We start from the raw sequence: 18,556 nt of genomic DNA on the forward strand, positions 1-18,556 counted from the left end.
CGCGTACCACAGTCCGACAGGGGCCAGATGCATGGTCATGGTCCCGCTGTCGGTGTAACACACGGGGTTCCCGGCAACGTAGAAGGTGAAGTACTGGAAGGAGTTACTGGCGTCGCACGCGGTATTCTGGATAGCTGGCGACGCTGTGGATGCGCTACCGGGGCTGGGTGTGATCGACAGTGCGGCCGCCAAAATAGCCGCAGTCACGGTGACCTTCGAGATTCTCGCGAGGATTTTCATAGAACATTCTCCGAGCACAGTCAAGGGTCCGGCGTAGCCGAACAGATAGGCAGTGGTGATCTCACGGCGAGACTGGAAGTCACCCGCAATTGACAATCGTCACCAATTTCAGCGGTTTCCGTGCCGAAAGACAGCAGCGACTGCAGCACCAGTAAATATCATGACAAATGTAAATTCCGCTTTGGGGTGCCCCGGCTCGCCTATTGGCCAGCGAACGGGAGGAGGCTCCTCTGAGGGATTTCGAGTGCCGGCAGATTTCGAGTGCTGTCGGCGAAGAACATCGACGCTTGGGCACAGCTGTGGCGCCCCGACGTGGCCTTCACCGTGCCGTGTCCCCGTGGACGGATTCCCGACCGAGCTCGACGGCAGGCAAGATGTCATCTCCGGTTTTCACGGCATGTGTACACCAGTGTCGAGTGATCACTGTCGATACCGGCGTTCGAGCGCGCCATCTGCGTCTCGGCCGGTGCCGGTCAGGACATGGCGTGGGTTGCCAGACATGCCGCGAACAAGCGAAGCGTCGTGATATCGGACCGTCCACAATTTCTGCGCCCCAGTACAGTTCTTGTCGTTCGGCGTTTAGAGGATGGGGTGCGATGAAGGCAACCAGGCCGGGCGACCCAGTCGTGGCGAAGGTGTCAGTGCTGGATGTAGTGCCAGTTTGGCGTGGCGGTTCGGCGACCGCGGCGTTGCGTGCTTCGGTTGACCTCGCCGTCCGGGTGGAGGCGCTCGGCTACACGCGTTTCTGGGCCGCCGAGCACCACAACACGCCAAGCCTGGCGGCGTCGGCGCCGGCGGTGATGGCCGCGCAGCTGGCGACGGCGACGTCCACGATGCGGATCGGATCCGGCGGGGTGTTGCTGCCTAACCATCCGCCACTGGTGGTCGCCGAGCAGTTCGGCATGCTGTCGGCGTTCCATCCTGGACGTGTCGACCTGGGCGTCGGCCGCGCTGCCGGCACCGATCCGGCCACTGCCACCGCGTTGCGGCGGGTGGGCCATCGGACTGGAGAGGAGTTCGCGGCACAGATCGCGGAGCTCGCCGGCTATTTCGCGGGTGCCCGCAGTGGGCCGATAGACGCCGGCGCGGCCAGGGAGCACCATCCACCGATCTGGCTATTGGGCTCCAGCCCGTCCAGCGCGGCCGTCGCGGCCCGGCTGGGTCTGCGCTATGCATACGCGCATCACGTCAACCCGGCCGCGACGCAGGAATCGCTGCATCTGTATCGAGACACCTTCCAGGCGTCTGCGCACCTTGCCGAGCCGACCTCGCTGGTCTCTGCGGTGGTGATCGCGGCGGATTTCGACGCGGAGGCGGAAAGGATCGCTCGTCCGTACCTTCTCGCCAAGATCCAGATGCGCGGGACAGCCCGGTTCGATGCGTTTCCCACCCAGCAAGAGGCTGACGCGTACACCTTCTCCCGGCAGGAGCGTGAGCTGACCCAGGCTTTCGCGGACCGGCAGATCATCGGTGGCCCCGACACCGTCGGGCAGAAGGCGGCCGACCTGGTCGCCGCCTCCGGCGCGGGTGAACTGATGGCGCTGACCATTACGCCCGAGCATGCCGACCGGGTGGCCTCCTATCGACTGCTCGCCGAGGTTGTCGGCGTACCCGCGCCGGTACTTTCCCCCCAATCGACCCCAACCGCCTTCACCGGCTGACCCCGGTCCGGCGCTCACCGGGTGAACCAGCACTCGACCAGATCCGACAGGTTGCCCGGCGAGGCGGCCGCCACGATAGTCCTGCGCCACCGCTTGGGATACACGCCGAAAACAGCTCCGTCGCCGGTCAGCCAGGCTCGGTCGCGCTGGTGGGCTACGCCACCGCAAACCATCAGCATGGCGTGAGCGCGGCCGCGACACCACCGGCGGGCTCGTGCATGCTCGGCAGCTGGGGCGCGAGCTGGCCGGCCGGCGCCAAGGTCGCGATCACGTACAGTAGCGAGGTCAGCTGCGGCACCGGCCTGGTCGTCACCACCTCGGTCACCTCGACCCTGCACGCCGCCGGCGGCGCCGTCGAACAGGTCGCGCCGAACGCACACGGCGACACCCCCCCGGCACCTTCACCAGCTCCGCCACCTCGGCGAAGTTCGCCCGGCCGACCACCCACTACGTACAGCATCAGTCGACCTCGACACTGCACCAGACCAGCGCCGGCACGCTGGTCTGGCAGGGTCTGCCAGCTGGCTGCACCGGCGCCGGCACCGCGACCGCCACCTGCGACATCAACGAACCCAGCTTTGCTATCTAGCGTTTGCGGGTGACCCAGACTCGTACGTCGGGCCACGGCGGACGGCGAATCCCCGCGACGCCGAACAACACGACCGCCGCGAGGCCAACCAGTATTCCTCCCAGAGCTATCTGTGTCTCGTCGACGGCAGCCACCCAGGAAGCCTTGCCGTCCTTCACGACAACGGCGCCGGCCGGCTTCGCCATAAAGGCACCACACACCCTGCGGACCTTCATGGCTGGGATGACGGTTGTCCCGTCGATCGTCTCGTACGGGTCTCTGAAAACCCGCCCGGAGCCGATTTCGGTCGGCAAATCCCCGACAATCTCCTGCATTCGCACCTGAACCCCTTTCGTTGCCCCGCCTCCCACCGTAGGCCAGCCGGAGCTCCTTGCGGGCGGTTATGAAACAGGCACTGCCACCGACTCGGTTGTGGCGCGCTTGGTGATCCGCCTGCTCAACAGGTAGACCAGGGCGACGGTCAGAATCGCTATGACGACCAGCCCGTAGCGATCGAACGCCGTGTGCGCGATCACCACCCCACACAGCGTGTGACCGACAAGTGCACCACCGGCCAAGCCGAGCGAATGCTGGTCTGTCCACGCCGTGGACAATCCCCACCGGCGGACCAAAACGTACGCGCCAGCGACAATCAACGCATCTATCGCCATCGGTACCAGCGCCCATGCGCCGCGCGCGAACGATGGCTGTTTGGCTCCGCCAAAGGGAAAGATCAGACCCAGAATAATCAATGTGCCGACCGCTCCGATCACCCACAGAACCCAGATGGGCGGAACCGCCGCGGTCGTACGAACAGCGGTCGTCCGCGGTGGAACGACTTTCAGTGCTATCACTGCGATAATGGCGATCGCCACCACACAGCCGACCAATACCCCAATTGGGGCCAGGTAGCCAGGGTCATTGGACGCCGACACCGTACGCAGAAGGCCGATCCCCAGCAGGCCGACTATCGCAGTGATGACTGTCTCGGTCTTCTTCAAGTAGGGAACGTTCAGATGAGCGGGAAACAGCAGGTCGACTATGAGAATGGGGATGACCGCGCTGAATATCACGTGATAGACGACATTCAGCTCCCAGTACGCAGTCTTCAGACCGAACAGCCGTGGCGCCCAGCCGGCCGCGCCGTACAGATGCGGACTGGACAGCGCCTGCAGCCCGATCCCGTCCTCTATCAGCTCGTACGCGATGCCCAACAGGACAATGCTCGGCCAGCCGCGACCGGCTCGATGAACGGCTTCGCGTACCAACAGAATGCCGGCGCCATAAACTGGCGTCCACAACAACACCAGATAGCCCAGGTGCAGCGGCGTACTGCCGAACGCGAGCTCCGCGATCAGCGGCGTCAGGATCACCAAAACCCAGGCAGCAGCCCGATTTCCCGTTTTCAGCTTGCTCATCAGCTGCGCTCTTCCTCGCTCTGTCGCGCCTTCTTTTGTTCTGCCGACGCGCCCAGGTGGAACGTACTGCCACAAAGTGATGACCGCACGGTCCGAAAGTTGCATCCCCGCCGCCAAGAGTCGTGACTACGGGGGTGTGGGGACCGTCGCCGAGATTTACGTGGGGACGCATGAAGGAGCACGAGATCACCGAGAGTGGTCGCCATCGTCAGCGGCGACAATATCGACCCCGGCCGTCCTCACCGAGGTACGACGCGGCGCTGCGCTGCGCTAAAGAGCCTGTCGGCGCAGGCGAAAGGACATGGTTCGCACCAGGCCAGTTGCTGAGCAGACGAAGGAAAGTAGGCTCGGCCGGTGACTCGGACACCGTGGATAGTGATCACCATCGCTTTGCTGCCTGCGACGATCATGATCAGCATCGCCGGCTGGGAGACCGCACCGACGCTTCCGGCGAAGATACTTTCCGTCGTCACCGTGCCGCTTCTGATAAGCGGTCTGCCGCTCGGCATGATCGCGCTCAGCGTTTGGCGCGATAGGGTCAAGGTCGCTCGATTCGAGGTGGGCTTTCGGGCCATCGCGGTGAACTCCGGTCTGGCTGTGGTGGAGGGAGCGGCAAGCCTGCAGGGGTTCGAGCTTCGCGGGAAGTACGGCGATGCCGCGGTCCGTGTTTTCCTGGTTCCCCAGTACTACGGGAGGGCGGCCCGGATCGTTAGCGTTTCGGCTCAAGTGACGCTGACATTGCCGGTGCGTACGCCGTATCGGGTGGTCGCCGGTGCCGGCCGGCCTGCCGCTGATCTCGCCTACTCGTATCGCATCGGAAGGGTGCGTACCGACGATGGCGGATTCGACAGGTGGTTCCGGGTCTACGCCGACTCTCCGGCTGCTGTCGCCGCTGTCCTCGATTCGCGGACGAGGTCGAGAATACAGCGCAGCGGCATCGCAGTCTTCGGGTACGAAGGCGGCGTCATCCAGCTGACCAGTCACCCGGAGAATCGTGCGCCCTACCCGGCCATTACGGCGGCGATAGACCTCGCTCATGCGCTTGCCGATACCTGGGCCGCGGCTGCGCCGGTCTCGCCTCGCCAGGCTGGTGCGCCGTTGCCATCCGCCGTACCTTCGCGCCGGGGGCCGTCGTCGAGGCGGAATTCGTACAGCCTTGCGTTGAAGTCAGAGCGATCCGCGGTCCTTCGCCGGTTCCGGTGGCAGATGGCGGCACTCGTCGGCTTTTTCGTCGTCATAATGTTCCAAGGCGTCGTCAGATCGATCGTCCAATCCGGCCCGCAGGGAATCGACTGGCTGGCGCTAAAAGGAGCTGGTGCCTTCTTTGGGTTTGTCGCCGTCATCGTCGTCCCTCTATTAGTCCCGTACTGGATTCTGCGGCATCGTCGCGTGCCGGCGTTGGCAGCACAGTTGCGTTCCTTTGCCAGCAGGCGCGGGTTGTCGTTTCCGTCCAACTGGGAGCCACCGGGCGGCCACGAGATGCACGGTCATATTGACGGCGTGCCGGTGACGATCCATCCCCTGCTGTTGAATCCTCGCGACGTGACGTACGGTCCCTACTCGGTCGTGATCGCGAACTCACCACAACTGTCGGCACGCCGCGTCGCCGTCCGGCGCCGGAGATCGCTACGGCCACACGGATTGCACAAATTCCCTACCGACGATCGGGATTTTGACCGCTTCTATAACGTTTTCGCGCGATCGGCCGACGACGTGCCGGCCGTCCTCGGATCCGCTGCCCGGCTCGCGCTGATCGAGGCATGGGTGGCCACGTTCGACGTCGAGTACGGTGCGATCCGGGTGACGACCGCGAAGGAATACCGGCGGCCGTACGACGCCACGGAGGCTGCCTACAACGTCGTTGCCGCGGTCGTACATTCGGGCACCTGACATCTTGAAGAAGGTGGGGTGTGTGCTCATGCCGATGAGAAAAGCGGCATCGCCAAGCTGCAGAAACGAGTCCGGCAACGGCTGCCCGGTACCTACGGCGTATTCCTCACCATGTCGGGCTACAGCCCAGAAGCCCTCGCGGATTTAGCCTACGGTGACCGCGTACACGCCGCTGGCGAGGTTGTTCGCGTCGGTCGAGGTACTGGAGCTCAGCTTTGAACCACCGAGGGAGATGACTGACGGACCCCGGTGGCCGCGGAGGGGCAGAAGCGCAGGTCGTCCTGTCCGGCATCGAATCCAGTCACGTCTGCGAAGGCGTGCTGCGGTTACGGACGAGAGCCGGTGAGGGGGCCACTGACGGGCCGAGCGACACCCGAACCGCCTCAACCCCGGCTCGCTCTGGTAAGGCGCGCTCGGACTGCTCAGCGAGTAAGCGACGACTCGAACCTGCCGCCGATGAGTTTTCGGTCCTGGGGGCGTCTACCTCCTCGGATGACAGGAAGACGTGATGTTCAGGGTGCAGGCGTCAACGCTTGAGGCGTACTTCGCCGCGGACCCCGCCAGGGAGTCGGACCTGCGTGCGGCCGACTCGCTGATCCGGGCGGCCGCACCAGGGCTGGCCCGCGGGGTTTCGGCGGCACGGCGGCCGGCAGTCCGGGGATGTCGATGACACTGATCGGGTACGGAATGTTCCAGTACGAGGTCGCTTCGTCGCCCCGGCTGGTCGACCGGCCCGTGAATCGGGCTGGCGCTGCAGAAGAACTACATCAGCCTGTACGTGGCGGACGTCGAGGATGACGAGTTCATCGTCGGGCGATACGCGGGCCGGCTCGGCAAGGTGAAGCTGGGACGCAACAGTGTCGCGTTCGCGCGATTCGCCGACCTCGACAGCAACGGCATGGCAGAACTTGTGGCGTACGTCGACCAAGGTATCGCCAACGGCAGTCTGGAGCCGCGCTACGGCAGGGCTGGTTCAACGTAGAGACAGAAAAAGTCGATGATGTCCGCGACCAGAAGGCCAGGTGCTTCCACGGCGGCGCCCTGCCCGGGTCGCTAGGGCGCAATTGGAGGACATACGAATGACTCATAAAGGCGACGGCCACGGTAATCCCGCGGATTCTGGCGCTGTACTACCGCTTATGCCGCCCGCGCGGCGTACGAGCTCGGTGCCGACCGCTCGAACTCAGAACCTCCGCGTTCTCGAAGGCCGCTTCGTCCTCGAGCGGGTGTCCGACATCCGCAAGACCGCCCCCGAAACCGGCCTGCTCGCGCTCGCGCTCGTGCTCGGTCCAGACGGAGGCGCGGCGATGCGGCGCGACGACACCGCCGAGGACGGCTGGACGGCGCTGTGGAACGGCGATGACGCGCACGACCCGGAAGTGACGGGGATGCTCAGCGCTATCGTCGCGCCGCTCGCAGCGAGCGAACTCCCGGTCTGGACCGCCGCGAGCTACGACGGAGACCTCGTGCTTGTCCCGGCCCGCAGGCTTGAGGAAGCCGTCGGCGTACTTCGGCGGGCCGGCCACCAGGTGGCCGTATGACTGAGCTCAGACAGGGGGCATCGTTGAAGCCTTCGCGTAGTGGTCACGTGCCGATCAACGGCCTGAGCCTCTATCCCTGGGGGGGACATCGCCCACGCCGTCGCCCTCCTCGCCTTCAACGAGGCCCGGATGATCCACGGCGCCATCCCTAGACGTTGACGGCGGCATCACTGTCCACCCGCCTGAGCTAGCCGCTGGAAAGGATCACCTCAGGACTGGGCGTGGGACCATGAACGACATTTCCAGCCAGCGCTGTCGGCCGACCAGAAAATGACAATGCCGCATTCCTGGTCGGGAATGCGGCATCGTCGCTGCCCAGGTCAGCGTCCTGCGGAGGCTACGTAACTATTCCGCTACAGACCGCCGGCCCCGGGGTGGCGTTGTCAGCGGGTAGCGTGGCCTGCCCGCAGGCCTGGATATTGCCACCGACATCACTCGTGTTGATATCGCCATAGCCAACGTTTTTGCCTACCCCGCCCGGAAGGAGTTGGCCGGCAGTGTCGTACAGGCCGACAAAGCCAGCCGGATACCCAGACGCCTCACCGTGGAATTGCCCGTTGTCGTTGTTCTGCCACAAAGTGATGGTCAGGTCGTACTTGATGCCTGAGATGTAGACGCTCGACACCGCACTCCACCATTTGCTAAAGCTCGCCTGGGGGTGGGCACTGGCCGCGCCTGGACCGGCGACTATCAGCCCGATCGCGAGCGCTATGGTCAGGATGCCGGTCGCGAACTTCCTCGACATCAGACACTGTCCTCGTGGTACAAGGACCACGGCAACGTGTCGGGGTTGTTCGACTGAGTGCAGAACCAGGTGTTGTTGTAACCGTTGTAATTGCTGTAGCCGTATGCTTCGCAGTCGCCGTAGGTGAAGAAGGACCCCACGTACTTGAACGTCTGCGGGCTGGCGTGCCCGCTCAGTCCGACGGTGGCAGCCGCGGCGGGCGCCGCCGCACTCGACAACGCGGCCAGGGTCATCGCCCCGACACAGACACTTTTCCATGACCTCATGCCCATTCTGTCATTTCCTTCCGTAGTTCGATCCCAGGTGGCTTTCGAAAAAGCCGCACGGCAGCGCCGGACAAGCGGTCTCAGCAGGTCAGTCGCTGGTCACTCGGCCCCAGGGCCTGTACGGACGAGGCCTGGTCATTGTCCTCGGGCGCAACATTGCGGATGTTGAACCCGAAATAGTCCATGAATCGCTGTTGACCCGTGTAGTTGGCGTCGTAATACCAGCAATACGTCCAAGCGCTCACGTTTTCCCAGGATGTCAGGCGGTCGTTCATGTCGTAGCAGACGCCGCCGACGCAGGTGTTTCCCAGGTACGGCACGCTGACACCCTGGGGAATGATGACTTCCAGACCTCCGCCGTTGGCGTCGGCGAACAGGCAGAGATAAAATGCCGAGCAGTTTTCGTTCGGTCTGGCCGATCCACGCTCGAGCAGTGTCGCGTAACCGCCGGCGATATTACGGTCCGAGGCGGTGGCCCGACGGTATTCGACGGTTGTGGCGGAGCGCTTGAGCAGCTGTAGTTGCGCGTCGACAGTGGCCGGCAGGCGCCCGCTCACCGCCCCATCGGACGCACTCGCCGCGCTCTGGCCGCCGGTGACAACTATTGCGGCGACGGTGAGCGCGAACAGCAATCTCAGGAATCGACTCATTCTTTCCTCTCGCGGGCGGAAATGGCCAGGCCGGCACATTCATGTCCTATGGTTTCTGAGGCACTATAAGGGTTCTTTTGACGTTATGTGACGCTACATGCCATGTCCAGTGACATTCATCATCGAAAAGGCAAGTGTTTCCCAGGCCACTGTTGTGACGAATGTGGGTCAGCCACGAACAGCAGATGCAGATCGCGGAGCGCGGGCAGTATGGGTGTTGCGTCGCCAACCCGGCGTCGAGCGATATGAACCGACCTACCCACGCAGCCGACCGCAAACCAGAGTCTTGCGCGTATGCCGCGCCTGGAGGAATGGAACCGGTCGGGTGTGCTGGAATCACGGCGGCCACAGCCAGGCCGTCGAGGGCGGGACAAAAGCCCACTGTGGTGATCGCGATGAACCAGTACTCAACCTTCCACCACATCGAACACCTGCACGACCAGCAACAAATCATGGCCAGCTACCTCCACCTACCGACCGGGTCATACGTGGCACTCACCCACCTACACAACCCCAAAAACGGCAGCAAACTCGCCACCATGGCGGACAACATGCAAAGTCGTACCGATCGGTGAACTCCGAACTGCGCATGCGCCCGTACGCCGAAATCCTCACCCTCTTCGACGGGCTGGGAATCGTCGAACCTGGCCTGGTACCACTACGTCGCTGGTGGCGCAGCGGCTCGACCGTCGGCGACGACCTGCTGCTCTACGACATCTGTCTTAGCGCGGTCGGCCGCAACGCATAAGACCCTGCGCCGCGCGAGTCGGACTTTCTTCCTCGCCAGGTGTGACGCCGGCGAACGCGGCGAGGTGGTCCGCGGATGTGAAGGCGCTCGCGTCGCCGATGATCGGCAGCAAGCGCGCGGCGCCGAGCATGCCGATGCCGGGTACGGTGGCCGTGAGTGTCGCGACCCGCTGGTTAGCCAGGCGCTCCTTGAGTTCGGCGGCGATCGCCTGCCGCTCGCGGATGACGCTCAACAGGGTGGGCAGCCTTGGCTGGCGATCACGCGCCCCAGGGCCGCGGTTCCGGGTGTCTGCTCGGCCAGCGGGCGCAGGATCTTGTCCGGCAGCTGCCGCGCCGGTGTGCAGGCACTGGCATGTGCACGCACCACCGACTACGCGTTGACGCTGATGGAGCTGGGGTTTCCGGATCTTGACGGCGTCGAGCTGATGCGGCGGCTGCGGTTGATGCGACCAGGTTGTGTGTTCGTGATCCTCACCGCGCGCCGGGAGGATGTCGACGTGGTGCTCGGGTTGGAGGCCGGCGCCGACCACTACCGGACCAACCCGTTCCGGTTGGCCGAGCTGCTTGCCCGGGTACGCGCGCACCTGCGGCGCCGCCCCGTGGACGGCACGGCCGGCAGTGCTGCGCCGGCCCGCATCCAGGTCGGCGCCTTGGTCGTGGACCTAGCCGCCCGCCGCTGTCTGCTCGGCCCGTCGGAGGTCTCGCTGCGGGCCCGTGAGTACGACGTATTGGCTCGCTGGCAGCCTCGGCGGGTGAGGCTGTCAGCCGGGCGACGCTGACGAACGACGTCTGGGACGAGAACTAGTTCGGCCCCACCAAAACCCTGGGCGTACACATCGCGGCGGTACGCCGCAGGCTGGCGGAGGCGGCCGAGTTGGCAGGCATCCAACTGCCGGGGATCAGCACCTTGCGTGGACACGGCTACCGGCTTGAGAAGTAGGCGGAATGGGCGGCTGTGATCGGGGAGAACCAGCCGCCCACCCCTCCAGGCCCCGGGTCGTTGTGGCTTCCTTACTCCGGGGTGGCTTTTTGGTTACCTCTCGCGGAGGTCCCCCGCGGTGGCGCGACTCGCCCGAGCGGTCGCGGTGAGTGCCGCCGCCAGGACCGCCGCCACGGTCACCACCAACACGCCGCCGAGATAGTCCCAGGGCACCGCTAGCCGGTCCGGTGGCGGGTCGAAGACGCCGGCCAGCACGGCGACCAGCATCTCGGCCAATGCCCAGCCAGCCAGCGACCCGGCCAGCGCACCGCCCACCAAGGTCAGCACCGCCTCGCCGAGTAAGACCCCGGCCAACTGCCGGGTGGTGCTGCCCAGGGTTCGCAGGATCGAAAATGCCCGCCGACGTTCGGTGAATCCCAACGCCAGCACCAGTCCGCCGGCGCCGGCGCCGAGCAGCAGGGCGAACCCGAGTTCGATGTCGGTCAGCCCGGCAAGGTCCACCGCTGTCAGGCTGGAGCTGACCACATGCCGGGAGGTGGCGATGTCACCGACAGTCGCGGACGTTCCCAGCCGTGCCTGGATCTGCGCCGCGACCGTGGTGGTGCTGGCTCCGCCGGTGTCGACCAGAAAGGCCCCGACCGCGTCGCTGCCGGTCGTTTTGGCTATGTAACTGGCGTTGGCGACCAGGAAGCTGTCCTTGGGTGCGGTCGGGAACTCTTTAGCGATGCCGAGGTAGTGGAACCCGACGGTAGTGAGCTGTTTCGTACGGGCATCCTGCAGTCTGAGGTTGATCCGGTCTCCCAGCCGCAGTTGGAATTCCTTCACGGTCTCGGCCGACACCAGGATTCCGTCCGGTTGCGCGGACAGCCGGCTCATCAGCTGCGCCGCCGTGCCGCCGGAGAAATAGCCGTCCTGCAGTGACGTCGCCGCAGCGATCGTGTCCGGTCGTATTCCGTACAGGTCCTGGAGATCTGTTCCCACGTAAGCGAAACGGTGTTGGAGCGGTTCAACCGAGTGGACCCTGGGCAGCGTCGCGATCGTCGCGGCGGCCGCCGGGCCGACGGTCGAGCCCGGTGGCTCAGTGACCGTCACATCTGCGCCGTTGGTCAGCCGTGCGTCCACTTCGGACTGCTGTTGGAAGGTGCTGTTGAAGATCGCTGTGGAGATGGCGAAAGACAGCGCCAACGCGACCAGCACGACCCCGCGGGCAAGCAGTCGGCGCTGCCGGGCGAACATCGCCGCGATGGTCGGCGCCAGCGGCCCACCGATCGGCCGCAACAACCTGGTCACCAGCGGACGACCACGACCGAGCAGCAGGTCCACCAGCCGCCAGGTCAGCAGAGCGGCGCCGATCCAGAACAACCCTGGGCCAAGGAATGCCCAGTAGTCCACCGAAATGCTCGGCACGCCTTCGGGCGCCAGCACGAGGGTGTAGCCGCTCCTGTTGGTCGACCACAGCACCAGCGCGGCGCCGGCGATCAGGATCAAGTCCAGGCCATACCGTGCCCACCAGGGACCGGTCCGCCGGCCGCCGGTCGCGCGGCCGGCGACGACAGTGGTCGCCTTCGTCTCGCGCCACGCCGGCACCAGCACGACCGCCAGCGCCACCGCCAGCCCGACGCCGGTCGCAAGGCCGCCCCACAACCAAGCCGCCGCTGCACTGGCGCCAAACCGCGGCGATTCGAAGAAACTCAATCCCAGCACTGCCGCGACACCGAGCCCGACGGCACTGCCGATGACTCCGAGCAGCACCGCCTCGATCGCGGCCAACGTGAGGACCTGTCGCCGGAGTGCGCCGCGGGTCCGCAGCAGGGACTGCTCCCGGCGTCGGCGGTCCGCGCCGGACCCGGCCACCGCGGCGGTCAGCGCAACCGCCAGCAGGATTCCCGGCATTCCCAGGAAGAGGAACAGGATCCGGGCATAAAGCGCGTCAGCCCGTGCCGCGTCCAGCACCGCGCCGAGGTTGTCGCCGACCGTCCCGGCGCCGGCGAGCTTGGCTTCCAGGTGATGCGCGGCGGCGGTGATCTCGGTGAACGCCGCTTGCGGATCCGTTGGTAGCGCAGCTGTCCGGGCGACGTGGATCTGGGTGGTCACCACACTCGGGACGGGACCGAAGATCTGATGGAATTGGCTGCCCGGCAGCAGAACGACGTTGTCCGGCGGTGCGCTGGGCTGCGACTGCGACGGCGCGCCGACCTTCTGGAACAGGGAGTTCGCCTGCGGCAGCTCAACGACTCCGCTGATCACCACGGTCGCCGGTGGCCGGCCGGGGCGGGCGATCGTCACCGTCGTTCCAGGCGCGCCGTGCAGGTTTGCCGCTGTCTGCTGTGCCAGCACCGGCCCGGAGTCGGTGCCGACCAGGGTCCGGATCTCGCTGGGGAACGTGGTGCGGTAGCCAGCAGGTAGGCCGAGGACGACGCCGCTGCCGGTGGTCTGGGTCGAACCGGCCGCCGTCGCGGACAGCCAGGACGTGCTGGCGAACTCCACCGGCAGAGCGCGCCCTACGCCGGGTTCCGCGGCGGTCGCGGCCAGCACACTGTCTGCGGCCGCCCCTGGAGCTACGGCGACCTGCCAGTCCACCGCGACCTGACGACTTGCCTGCCTGGTCATGGCGGCCTCAGACGCGGCGAGGAAGCTTCCGTAGGCGGCGAGCAGGGCCACCGCGGCGGCGACCCCGGCTGCTGTTGCCAGCAGCCGACCCCAGCGGCGGGTCAGCAGACCGCGCACCCAGATCGCGGTCATTGGTGAGTCTGCGCGCGGGGCACTATGAGGCTGCCGGCAGCCATGATCCATTCGATGTCCAGCTTGGCGGCGACCTCCCGGTCGTGGGTGGCCACCACGACGGCGGTCCCGTAGGTGGTGGCGGTCTCCAGCAGGACCTGCAGGACTTCGTCGGCGGTGCGGTGGTCAAGCTGACCGGTCGGTTCGTCGGCGAGGATCAGCGCCGGTCGGCTGACCAGCGCGCGGGCCAGGACCACCCGCTGCGCCTGCCCACCTGACAACTCCTCGGGGAGCTTGCCGGCCAGGTCATCTACATGCAGGTCGACCAGGGCGGCGAACGCCCGCTCGCGTGCCTCCCCCGCCGGTACGGATTTCAGGAGCATCGGGAGCTCGACGTTCTCCACGACATTCAGTGGTGACAGCAGGCTCGGCGCCTGGAAGGCGACGCCGATGCTGGCCGGGTCGCGGTCGGGCGAGCGTCCCAGGCCCGGCCAGCTGCGGTTCCCGCTGGTGGGTGTCTCCAGGCCGGCCATCAGGTGCAGCAGCGTGGACTTTCCGGATCCGGAGGCGCCGGTGACAGCGATCCGGTCGCCCGGCCAGACGGTTGCCGTCGCGTTGTGCACCGCGTAGACGGTCCGGTTGCCGCTGCCGTAGGCCCGGCGCAGCAGCTGTCCCCGGAAAACCGGTTCGGTCAGTGTCGTCATGGTGTCACCACCTGCCCGTCCCGCAGCTGCAGGACCCGGTCAGCCACTCGTCGTACGTTCGCGCTGTGGCTCGCGACGATCACGGTTTTTCCTTGCATGCTGCGGGAGACGAGCATCCCGAGCAAGCGATGTTCGGTGGTCTCGTCCAGCTCACCGGTCGGTTCGTCGGCGATCAGCACCGCCGGGTCGCCTGCCAGCGCCACCGCGAGTCCGGCCCGCGCCAGCTCCCCGCCGGACAGCTGCCCGGGATAGGACGACCCGCGACCGGCGAGGCCGACCGCTTCCAGCAGGACGGCCACGTCCATACGCGACTTTTGCAGTCGTTGGGAGAAGCGGACGTTGCCTGCGACCGTGAGGTGCGCGAAAAGGTTGTCGTACTGGAAAATTACGCCGATCCCGCTGGCCCTGAGTCGGGCCCGCTCGGCTTCCGGGCGGTGACTGAGCCGCCGCCCGTCCAGCCACACCGCGCCGCCGTCTGGCTCGTCCAGGCCGGCCAGGCAGTTGAGCAGAGTGGTCTTCCCAGATCCGGACGGTCCGGCAATGACCACCAGCTCGCCGGCGGTCACCTCGAACGACACTCCGCGCAGGGCGAGCGTTTCCTCGTCGCCGGCCCGAAAGAACCGGTAGAGATCACGAACGGCCAGGGTGACTGGTCGCATCACCGCCACCGGAACGACTCGGTGACTCTGCGCCATGGGTCGACGTTGTCGGAGCCGTGTGGCGCGGACAGCGTGATCAGCGTGATCAGCGCGAGGCTGCCGGCCCGGAAGAACTCGTATCGCTCCACATCGTCCTTCACGTACCTGTTGGTGACCGGGTCGACTGGGCTGTTTACCTGGTAGCGGGCCAAGACCACCGCGGCCGCCGACCGGGTGACCGTGCTGACCGCAAGCCCCGCGAAACCGGCGGCGGTCCGGTTCTGGGCAGCCACATCTGCCAGCACCGTTGTGACCGTTGGGGCCGCCCGCGCCGGTCGGACCTCGATCCGGATGGTGTTGAGCTTGTCGGTGAAGGTTGCGCCGTTGCCGCCGGGAAGGTCGGTCCTTGCCCAGCCTTCGGGGACGTTCAGCCGCGAGTGGCCGGACGGCAGCGCGTACGCCACGTACTGCTGGTTGTCCGGGATATCTCCCTGCGCGCTGTTCTCCTGCGGTGCCGGCCCGCTCGCTGCGGCCGGCGCCGCAGCCGGCGAGGTCGTTGGTGCCGGTTGCTGGGCGGCTGGCGCCGAGCAGGCGGTCATGGCCAACGCACCGGCCATGGTCACTGCGGCCGCGCGCCAGCGGGTAGACCGGATCTGTATCACAAGGGCGACGCTATAAACCCGCCCGACAGTCGCCGGCCAGCTGTGGGTTAGCGAGCGGCAAAAACCGCGCGGCCCAGCGCGCCCGGGGTCGATTGTCAGGGCAAGCTGACGCGACAACGCCAGGGGGAATCGGATGCGTAGACGGGTGCAGCACGTCGCGGTCGTCGCCGCGTTGATCGCGGTGACGGTCTTCGGCCTCCCCCTGGGCGCCGCCGTCTACCGGCTGTTCGTCGACGAGGAACGTAGTGAGCTGACGCGGATTGCCGGAAGCAGCGTCGGCCAGGTCGCGGCCGATCCTGGATGGAGAACCGATCCGGCGGCACTGGCCCGGATCCGGTTGCCCGCGGTCGAGGGTGACACCACCATCTCCCTCTACACCGGGGACGCCCGACTGGTCGCTGGGCCAGCCTCCGCCGTGGCTGACCAATTGCTGCCGGCCGCGCTGGCCGGTCAGACCGTGGACACCGAGACCGCGACGCACGTGACTGTCGCGATGGCCGTCCCGAACGCTGCGCGGACGGCCGCGGTCGTCATCGTCACATCGTCCAAGGACAATGCGACCACCCGGACCGCATGGACCTGGGCGGCGATGGTGGGTCTCGCGCTGCTCGCCCTGGCCGCAGTCACAATCGTCGCCCGCCGCCAGGCCGGCCGGATCGCGGCACCACTGGATCGGCTGGCCAGGTCCGCTCATGCCCTCGGCGAAGGTGACTTCAGCGTGCGATCGGCGCACAGTGGCATGGCTGAGATCGACATGGTCGCGACCGCGTTGAACAGCACCGCCGGCCGCCTGGGTGACCTGCTGCGCCGCGAGCGGTCGTTCTCGGCGAACGCGTCGCACCAGCTGCGTACGCCCCTGACCGGCCTGCGGCTGCTTCTGGAGTCGGCACTCGACGACCCTCATCCGGTCGCGGTCGGCCGCGCGCTGGACACTATCGACCGGCTGGAGCGGACGATCGACGAGCTGCTGGACCTCGCCCGCCACGGTGACGCTCAGGGGGCCCTGCTGGACATCGACGCGCTGCTGGAGGACCTCCGCGATGCCCGGGTCGGCGCGTTGACGGTAACTGGCCGGGCCTTGCTGGTCGGGCGTGACCAGGACCTGCCGCCCGTCCTCGGCAGCATCGGAGCCGTCCGGCAGGCGGTCGCGGTACTGGTCGACAACGCCACGGTGCACGGCACCGGAACCATTGTCGTTCGCGCCCGTGATGCCGGCTCCGCGGTCGCCATCGACGTACGGGACGACGGACCTGGACCGGCGGTCGAGACCGCGCTGTTCGGTGGCCCGGGAGGTGAGCGGTTGGGACTGCGGCTGGCCCGCGACCTCGTCGAGGCCGACGGCGGCCGGCTGACCCTCAGCAGACCCGGCCCCGGACCGGTGTTCACGATCCTGCTTCCCGCCGCCGACGTTCACCCGACATTCAGCGATGGCGGCCTAGCGTGAAGGCCACGATCGCCGTCCTCGAGCCGATCTGTTCCGGGCACAGCCCGGCCGCGCTGTTGCGATACGAAGACCGCAACGCCATGCGATTCTCCATCGAGGGCAGGGCGCCTTTCCTGACAATGGACCTCTTGCGCATCCTATGAGCCATGGACGACAGCGCGATCCTCTACGCCGACTGGAACACAAGAGCTCTCCGGCACGCCACCGCCGGGCACCTCCCGTCCGTGGTCAACCGAGGACGCAAGAAGGTCGGCTTCACCACTCCCGAGGACGCCTGGTTCGGCAAGGTCGCCTGACACGTGCGTGAGGTTTTCTCCTCACCGTCTTTCGGGGTTCGGCCAGATTTCGACCAGGCCGCCGTCGTACGAGAGTTCCGGCAGAGTCTCCGCGGACGGTCCACTGTGGAGACGATGACCTTCTGGCGGTTGATGAATCTGGGGTTGCGGCTGCGGGAATTTTATCGATAACCGTGTGCCACGGCCGTTGCACCGGCGACCGCTGGTTTTACCTGGCGCTAACCTTTGATTGCCTGGGCGCTAATCGCGTGGCCATTAGCCTCCGACAAATGGCCACGAACTATCAGTCACCGTCCACTTCTGTCCGCACCAGAACGGTTCTCAACAAAGTTCCGGAGATCACTCTCTATTTCTGGATCGTGAAGATCCTCGCGACCACGGTCGGCGAAACCGCCGCCGATTTCCTGAACACCACGCTGGGTCTCGGACTGACAGGTACCACGTACGCGATCGGGGCAGTGCTGGTCGTAGTGCTGGTCTTCCAGTTCCGGGTACGCAGATACGTGCCCGCGATCTACTGGCTCGCGGTGGTCCTGATAAGCATTGTCGGTACACTCATCACCGACAACCTGACGGATAACTTCGGCGTCAGCCTCACGACCACCACCATTGTCTTCGCCATCGCACTCACAGTCACCTTCGGGATCTGGTACGCGAGCGAGAAAACCCTTTCTATTCACACGATCTACACGTACCGCAGAGAAGCATTCTATTGGCTGGCGATCCTGTTCACCTTCGCCCTGGGCACCGCAGCTGGCGACCTGTTGGCCGAACAGCTGAACCTGGGATATCTGCCGTCCGCGCTCATCTTCGCCGGACTCATCGGAATCGTCGCGCTGACTCATTTCACGCTGAAGTTGGGAGCTGTTCTGGCCTTCTGGATCGCCTACATCCTTACCCGCCCGCTCGGCGCCTCCCTGGGCGATCTGCTTTCCCAGTCCCATGACGACGGCGGTCTAGGGCTGGGCACAGTCGCTACCAGCGGGATCTTCCTCATCACCATTCTGGCCGTGGTCGTCTATCTGACCAAGACAAGGAAAGACGTCACTGAAGCGGCCTGAGGCGACACCGGAAAGCCGGGCGCCGCTCAGCGGCCGCCCGGTTTTTCTTCGGCCCAAAATGATCTAGTGCCCGTGGGGAACTTTCTTTTGGCGCGGACAGGTGTCATCGCCGCTCCCAGCACTACACCATCGGAGACAGTAGGGTCGCCTGATGGCCGCACACAGATCAGTGGCCTTATCGCTCAGACAGTGCCGCACCATCGAGGCTGGTGCCGATGGGGGCGTCGACACCAGCACCCGTCAGCGTAGCGCCGAGAGTTGGCCGGGTTGGTCAGTGATCGTGCCAGCTGGGAAGGGCAAGGCTCGAGGATTCGCCCCTGACCTGATCAAACTTGTCTGGCGGTACAGCGACGATAGCCCCTAA

General features: G+C 65.9%; 24 protein-coding genes. 12 read left to right on the forward strand and 12 right to left on the reverse strand.

The features are described 5' to 3' along the window. Positions 1 to 240, reverse strand: a 240-nt coding sequence (locus tag ABD301_RS38085) for a hypothetical protein (protein WP_344314946.1), incomplete at its 3' end; no start/stop codon positions are given. A gap of 596 nt (positions 241 to 836) precedes the next feature. On the opposite strand from ABD301_RS38085, the gene ABD301_RS38090 reads away from it, so the two are divergent. Then, on the forward strand, positions 837 to 1,901 hold the full coding sequence (locus tag ABD301_RS38090; RefSeq protein WP_344314947.1) for an LLM class flavin-dependent oxidoreductase: 1,065 nt from the start codon (positions 837 to 839) through the stop codon (positions 1,899 to 1,901). A gap of 172 nt (positions 1,902 to 2,073) precedes the next feature. Here the strand turns inward: ABD301_RS38090 and ABD301_RS38095 are convergent, their stop codons facing one another. The 3 genes from ABD301_RS38095 to ABD301_RS38105 form a co-directional block, all read right to left on the reverse strand. Further along, positions 2,074 to 2,217 carry a hypothetical protein gene (locus tag ABD301_RS38095; RefSeq protein ID WP_344314948.1) on the reverse strand — a complete coding sequence of 48 codons (144 nt, stop codon included), beginning with the start codon at positions 2,215 to 2,217 and terminating at the stop codon, positions 2,074 to 2,076. A 269-nt stretch (positions 2,218 to 2,486) separates the two neighbouring features. After that, positions 2,487 to 2,804, reverse strand: coding sequence for a hypothetical protein (locus tag ABD301_RS38100; RefSeq protein ID WP_163568758.1), 318 nt, complete (start codon positions 2,802 to 2,804; stop codon positions 2,487 to 2,489). 66 nt (positions 2,805 to 2,870) lie between these two features. Next, the gene (locus tag ABD301_RS38105; protein ID WP_344314949.1) at positions 2,871 to 3,887 is read right to left on the reverse strand and encodes a hypothetical protein; all 1,017 of its coding nucleotides are present in this window, start codon (positions 3,885 to 3,887) and stop codon (positions 2,871 to 2,873) included. 354 nt (positions 3,888 to 4,241) lie between these two features. Between ABD301_RS38105 and ABD301_RS38110 the strand changes: the two genes are divergently transcribed. The 4 genes from ABD301_RS38110 (at position 4,242) to ABD301_RS38125 (ending at position 7,318) form a co-directional block, all read left to right on the forward strand. Beyond that, on the forward strand, positions 4,242 to 5,777 hold the full coding sequence (locus ABD301_RS38110) for a hypothetical protein (protein WP_344314950.1): 1,536 nt from the start codon (positions 4,242 to 4,244) through the stop codon (positions 5,775 to 5,777). Between the two features lie 508 nt (positions 5,778 to 6,285). Next, positions 6,286 to 6,447: a hypothetical protein gene (locus tag ABD301_RS38115; RefSeq protein ID WP_163568697.1), complete on the forward strand. Its 162-nt coding sequence runs from the start codon at positions 6,286 to 6,288 to the stop codon at positions 6,445 to 6,447. A 108-nt stretch (positions 6,448 to 6,555) separates the two neighbouring features. Further along, complete coding sequence (locus ABD301_RS38120; RefSeq protein WP_163568698.1) at positions 6,556 to 6,759, forward strand: hypothetical protein; 204 nt, start codon at positions 6,556 to 6,558, stop codon at positions 6,757 to 6,759. Positions 6,760 to 6,916: 157 nt separating this feature from the next. Beyond that, a complete protein-coding gene (locus ABD301_RS38125) occupies positions 6,917 to 7,318 on the forward strand; it encodes an ACT domain-containing protein (protein WP_344314951.1) in 402 nt (133 codons plus the stop codon). Between the two features lie 337 nt (positions 7,319 to 7,655). On the opposite strand, the gene ABD301_RS38130 is transcribed toward ABD301_RS38125, so the two are convergent. The 3 genes from ABD301_RS38130 to ABD301_RS38140 form a co-directional block, all read right to left on the reverse strand. After that, a complete protein-coding gene (locus tag ABD301_RS38130; RefSeq protein WP_344314952.1) occupies positions 7,656 to 8,063 on the reverse strand; it encodes a hypothetical protein in 408 nt (135 codons plus the stop codon). Continuing rightward, positions 8,063 to 8,335 carry a hypothetical protein gene (locus tag ABD301_RS38135; RefSeq protein WP_344314953.1) on the reverse strand — a complete coding sequence of 91 codons (273 nt, stop codon included), beginning with the start codon at positions 8,333 to 8,335 and terminating at the stop codon, positions 8,063 to 8,065. Before ABD301_RS38135 ends, ABD301_RS38130 begins: the two co-directional genes overlap by 1 nt. Positions 8,336 to 8,409: 74 nt before the next feature. Continuing rightward, positions 8,410 to 8,961: a peptidase inhibitor family I36 protein gene (locus ABD301_RS38140; protein ID WP_163568702.1), complete on the reverse strand. Its 552-nt coding sequence runs from the start codon at positions 8,959 to 8,961 to the stop codon at positions 8,410 to 8,412. A 413-nt stretch (positions 8,962 to 9,374) separates the two neighbouring features. On the opposite strand from ABD301_RS38140, the gene ABD301_RS38145 reads away from it, so the two are divergent. Both ABD301_RS38145 and ABD301_RS38150 read left to right on the forward strand, forming a co-directional pair. Next, positions 9,375 to 9,554, forward strand: coding sequence for a hypothetical protein (locus tag ABD301_RS38145; protein ID WP_279580499.1), 180 nt, complete (start codon positions 9,375 to 9,377; stop codon positions 9,552 to 9,554). Further along, positions 9,551 to 9,727, forward strand: coding sequence for an SAM-dependent methyltransferase (locus ABD301_RS38150; RefSeq protein WP_279580500.1), 177 nt, complete (start codon positions 9,551 to 9,553; stop codon positions 9,725 to 9,727). Before ABD301_RS38145 ends, ABD301_RS38150 begins: the two co-directional genes overlap by 4 nt. Here the strand turns inward: ABD301_RS38150 and ABD301_RS38155 are convergent. Further along, on the reverse strand, positions 9,702 to 9,959 hold the full coding sequence (locus tag ABD301_RS38155; RefSeq protein ID WP_344314955.1) for a transposase: 258 nt from the start codon (positions 9,957 to 9,959) through the stop codon (positions 9,702 to 9,704). The genes ABD301_RS38150 and ABD301_RS38155 overlap by 26 nt on opposite strands. 81 nt (positions 9,960 to 10,040) lie before the next feature. Here ABD301_RS38155 and ABD301_RS38160 point away from each other — a divergent pair, with 81 nt between their 5' ends. After that, positions 10,041 to 10,505 (forward strand): response regulator transcription factor, encoded by a 465-nt coding sequence (locus ABD301_RS38160; protein ID WP_344314956.1) that lies wholly within the window; start codon positions 10,041 to 10,043, stop codon positions 10,503 to 10,505. Positions 10,506 to 10,759: 254 nt separating this feature from the next. Here ABD301_RS38160 and ABD301_RS38165 read toward each other — a convergent pair whose 3' ends face one another. The 4 genes from ABD301_RS38165 to ABD301_RS38180 are packed head-to-tail and all read right to left on the reverse strand — an operon-like array spanning position 10,760 to position 15,391. Further along, positions 10,760 to 13,408 (reverse strand): FtsX-like permease family protein, encoded by a 2,649-nt coding sequence (locus ABD301_RS38165; RefSeq protein WP_344314957.1) that lies wholly within the window; start codon positions 13,406 to 13,408, stop codon positions 10,760 to 10,762. Then, positions 13,405 to 14,091, reverse strand: a complete 687-nt coding sequence (locus tag ABD301_RS38170; RefSeq protein WP_344314958.1) for an ABC transporter ATP-binding protein — start codon at positions 14,089 to 14,091, stop codon at positions 13,405 to 13,407. The genes ABD301_RS38165 and ABD301_RS38170 overlap by 4 nt, the downstream gene beginning before the upstream one ends. Further along, the gene (locus ABD301_RS38175; RefSeq protein WP_344314959.1) at positions 14,088 to 14,750 is read right to left on the reverse strand and encodes an ABC transporter ATP-binding protein; all 663 of its coding nucleotides are present in this window, start codon (positions 14,748 to 14,750) and stop codon (positions 14,088 to 14,090) included. Before ABD301_RS38175 ends, ABD301_RS38170 begins: the two co-directional genes overlap by 4 nt. Next, entirely contained in the window at positions 14,750 to 15,391 is a 642-nt protein-coding gene (locus ABD301_RS38180) for a hypothetical protein (RefSeq protein ID WP_344314960.1), read from the reverse strand. Before ABD301_RS38180 ends, ABD301_RS38175 begins: the two co-directional genes overlap by 1 nt. 133 nt (positions 15,392 to 15,524) lie before the next feature. Between ABD301_RS38180 and ABD301_RS38185 the strand changes: the two genes are divergently transcribed. From ABD301_RS38185 to ABD301_RS38200, 4 genes are all read left to right on the forward strand, one after another. Further along, on the forward strand, positions 15,525 to 16,835 hold the full coding sequence (locus tag ABD301_RS38185) for a HAMP domain-containing sensor histidine kinase (RefSeq protein WP_163568707.1): 1,311 nt from the start codon (positions 15,525 to 15,527) through the stop codon (positions 16,833 to 16,835). A gap of 146 nt (positions 16,836 to 16,981) precedes the next feature. Continuing rightward, positions 16,982 to 17,131, forward strand: coding sequence for a hypothetical protein (locus ABD301_RS38190; RefSeq protein ID WP_163568708.1), 150 nt, complete (start codon positions 16,982 to 16,984; stop codon positions 17,129 to 17,131). Positions 17,132 to 17,134: 3 nt separating this feature from the next. Next, positions 17,135 to 17,302: a hypothetical protein gene (locus ABD301_RS38195; protein ID WP_344314961.1), complete on the forward strand. Its 168-nt coding sequence runs from the start codon at positions 17,135 to 17,137 to the stop codon at positions 17,300 to 17,302. Between the two features lie 98 nt (positions 17,303 to 17,400). Then, entirely contained in the window at positions 17,401 to 18,192 is a 792-nt protein-coding gene (locus ABD301_RS38200) for a COG4705 family protein (RefSeq protein WP_344314962.1), read from the forward strand. Positions 18,193 to 18,556 lie beyond the last annotated feature (364 nt).

The sequence above is a fragment of the Fodinicola feengrottensis genome (genome assembly GCF_039530045.1).
GTDB classification, from domain to species: Bacteria; Actinomycetota; Actinomycetes; order Mycobacteriales; family HKI-0501; genus Fodinicola; species Fodinicola feengrottensis.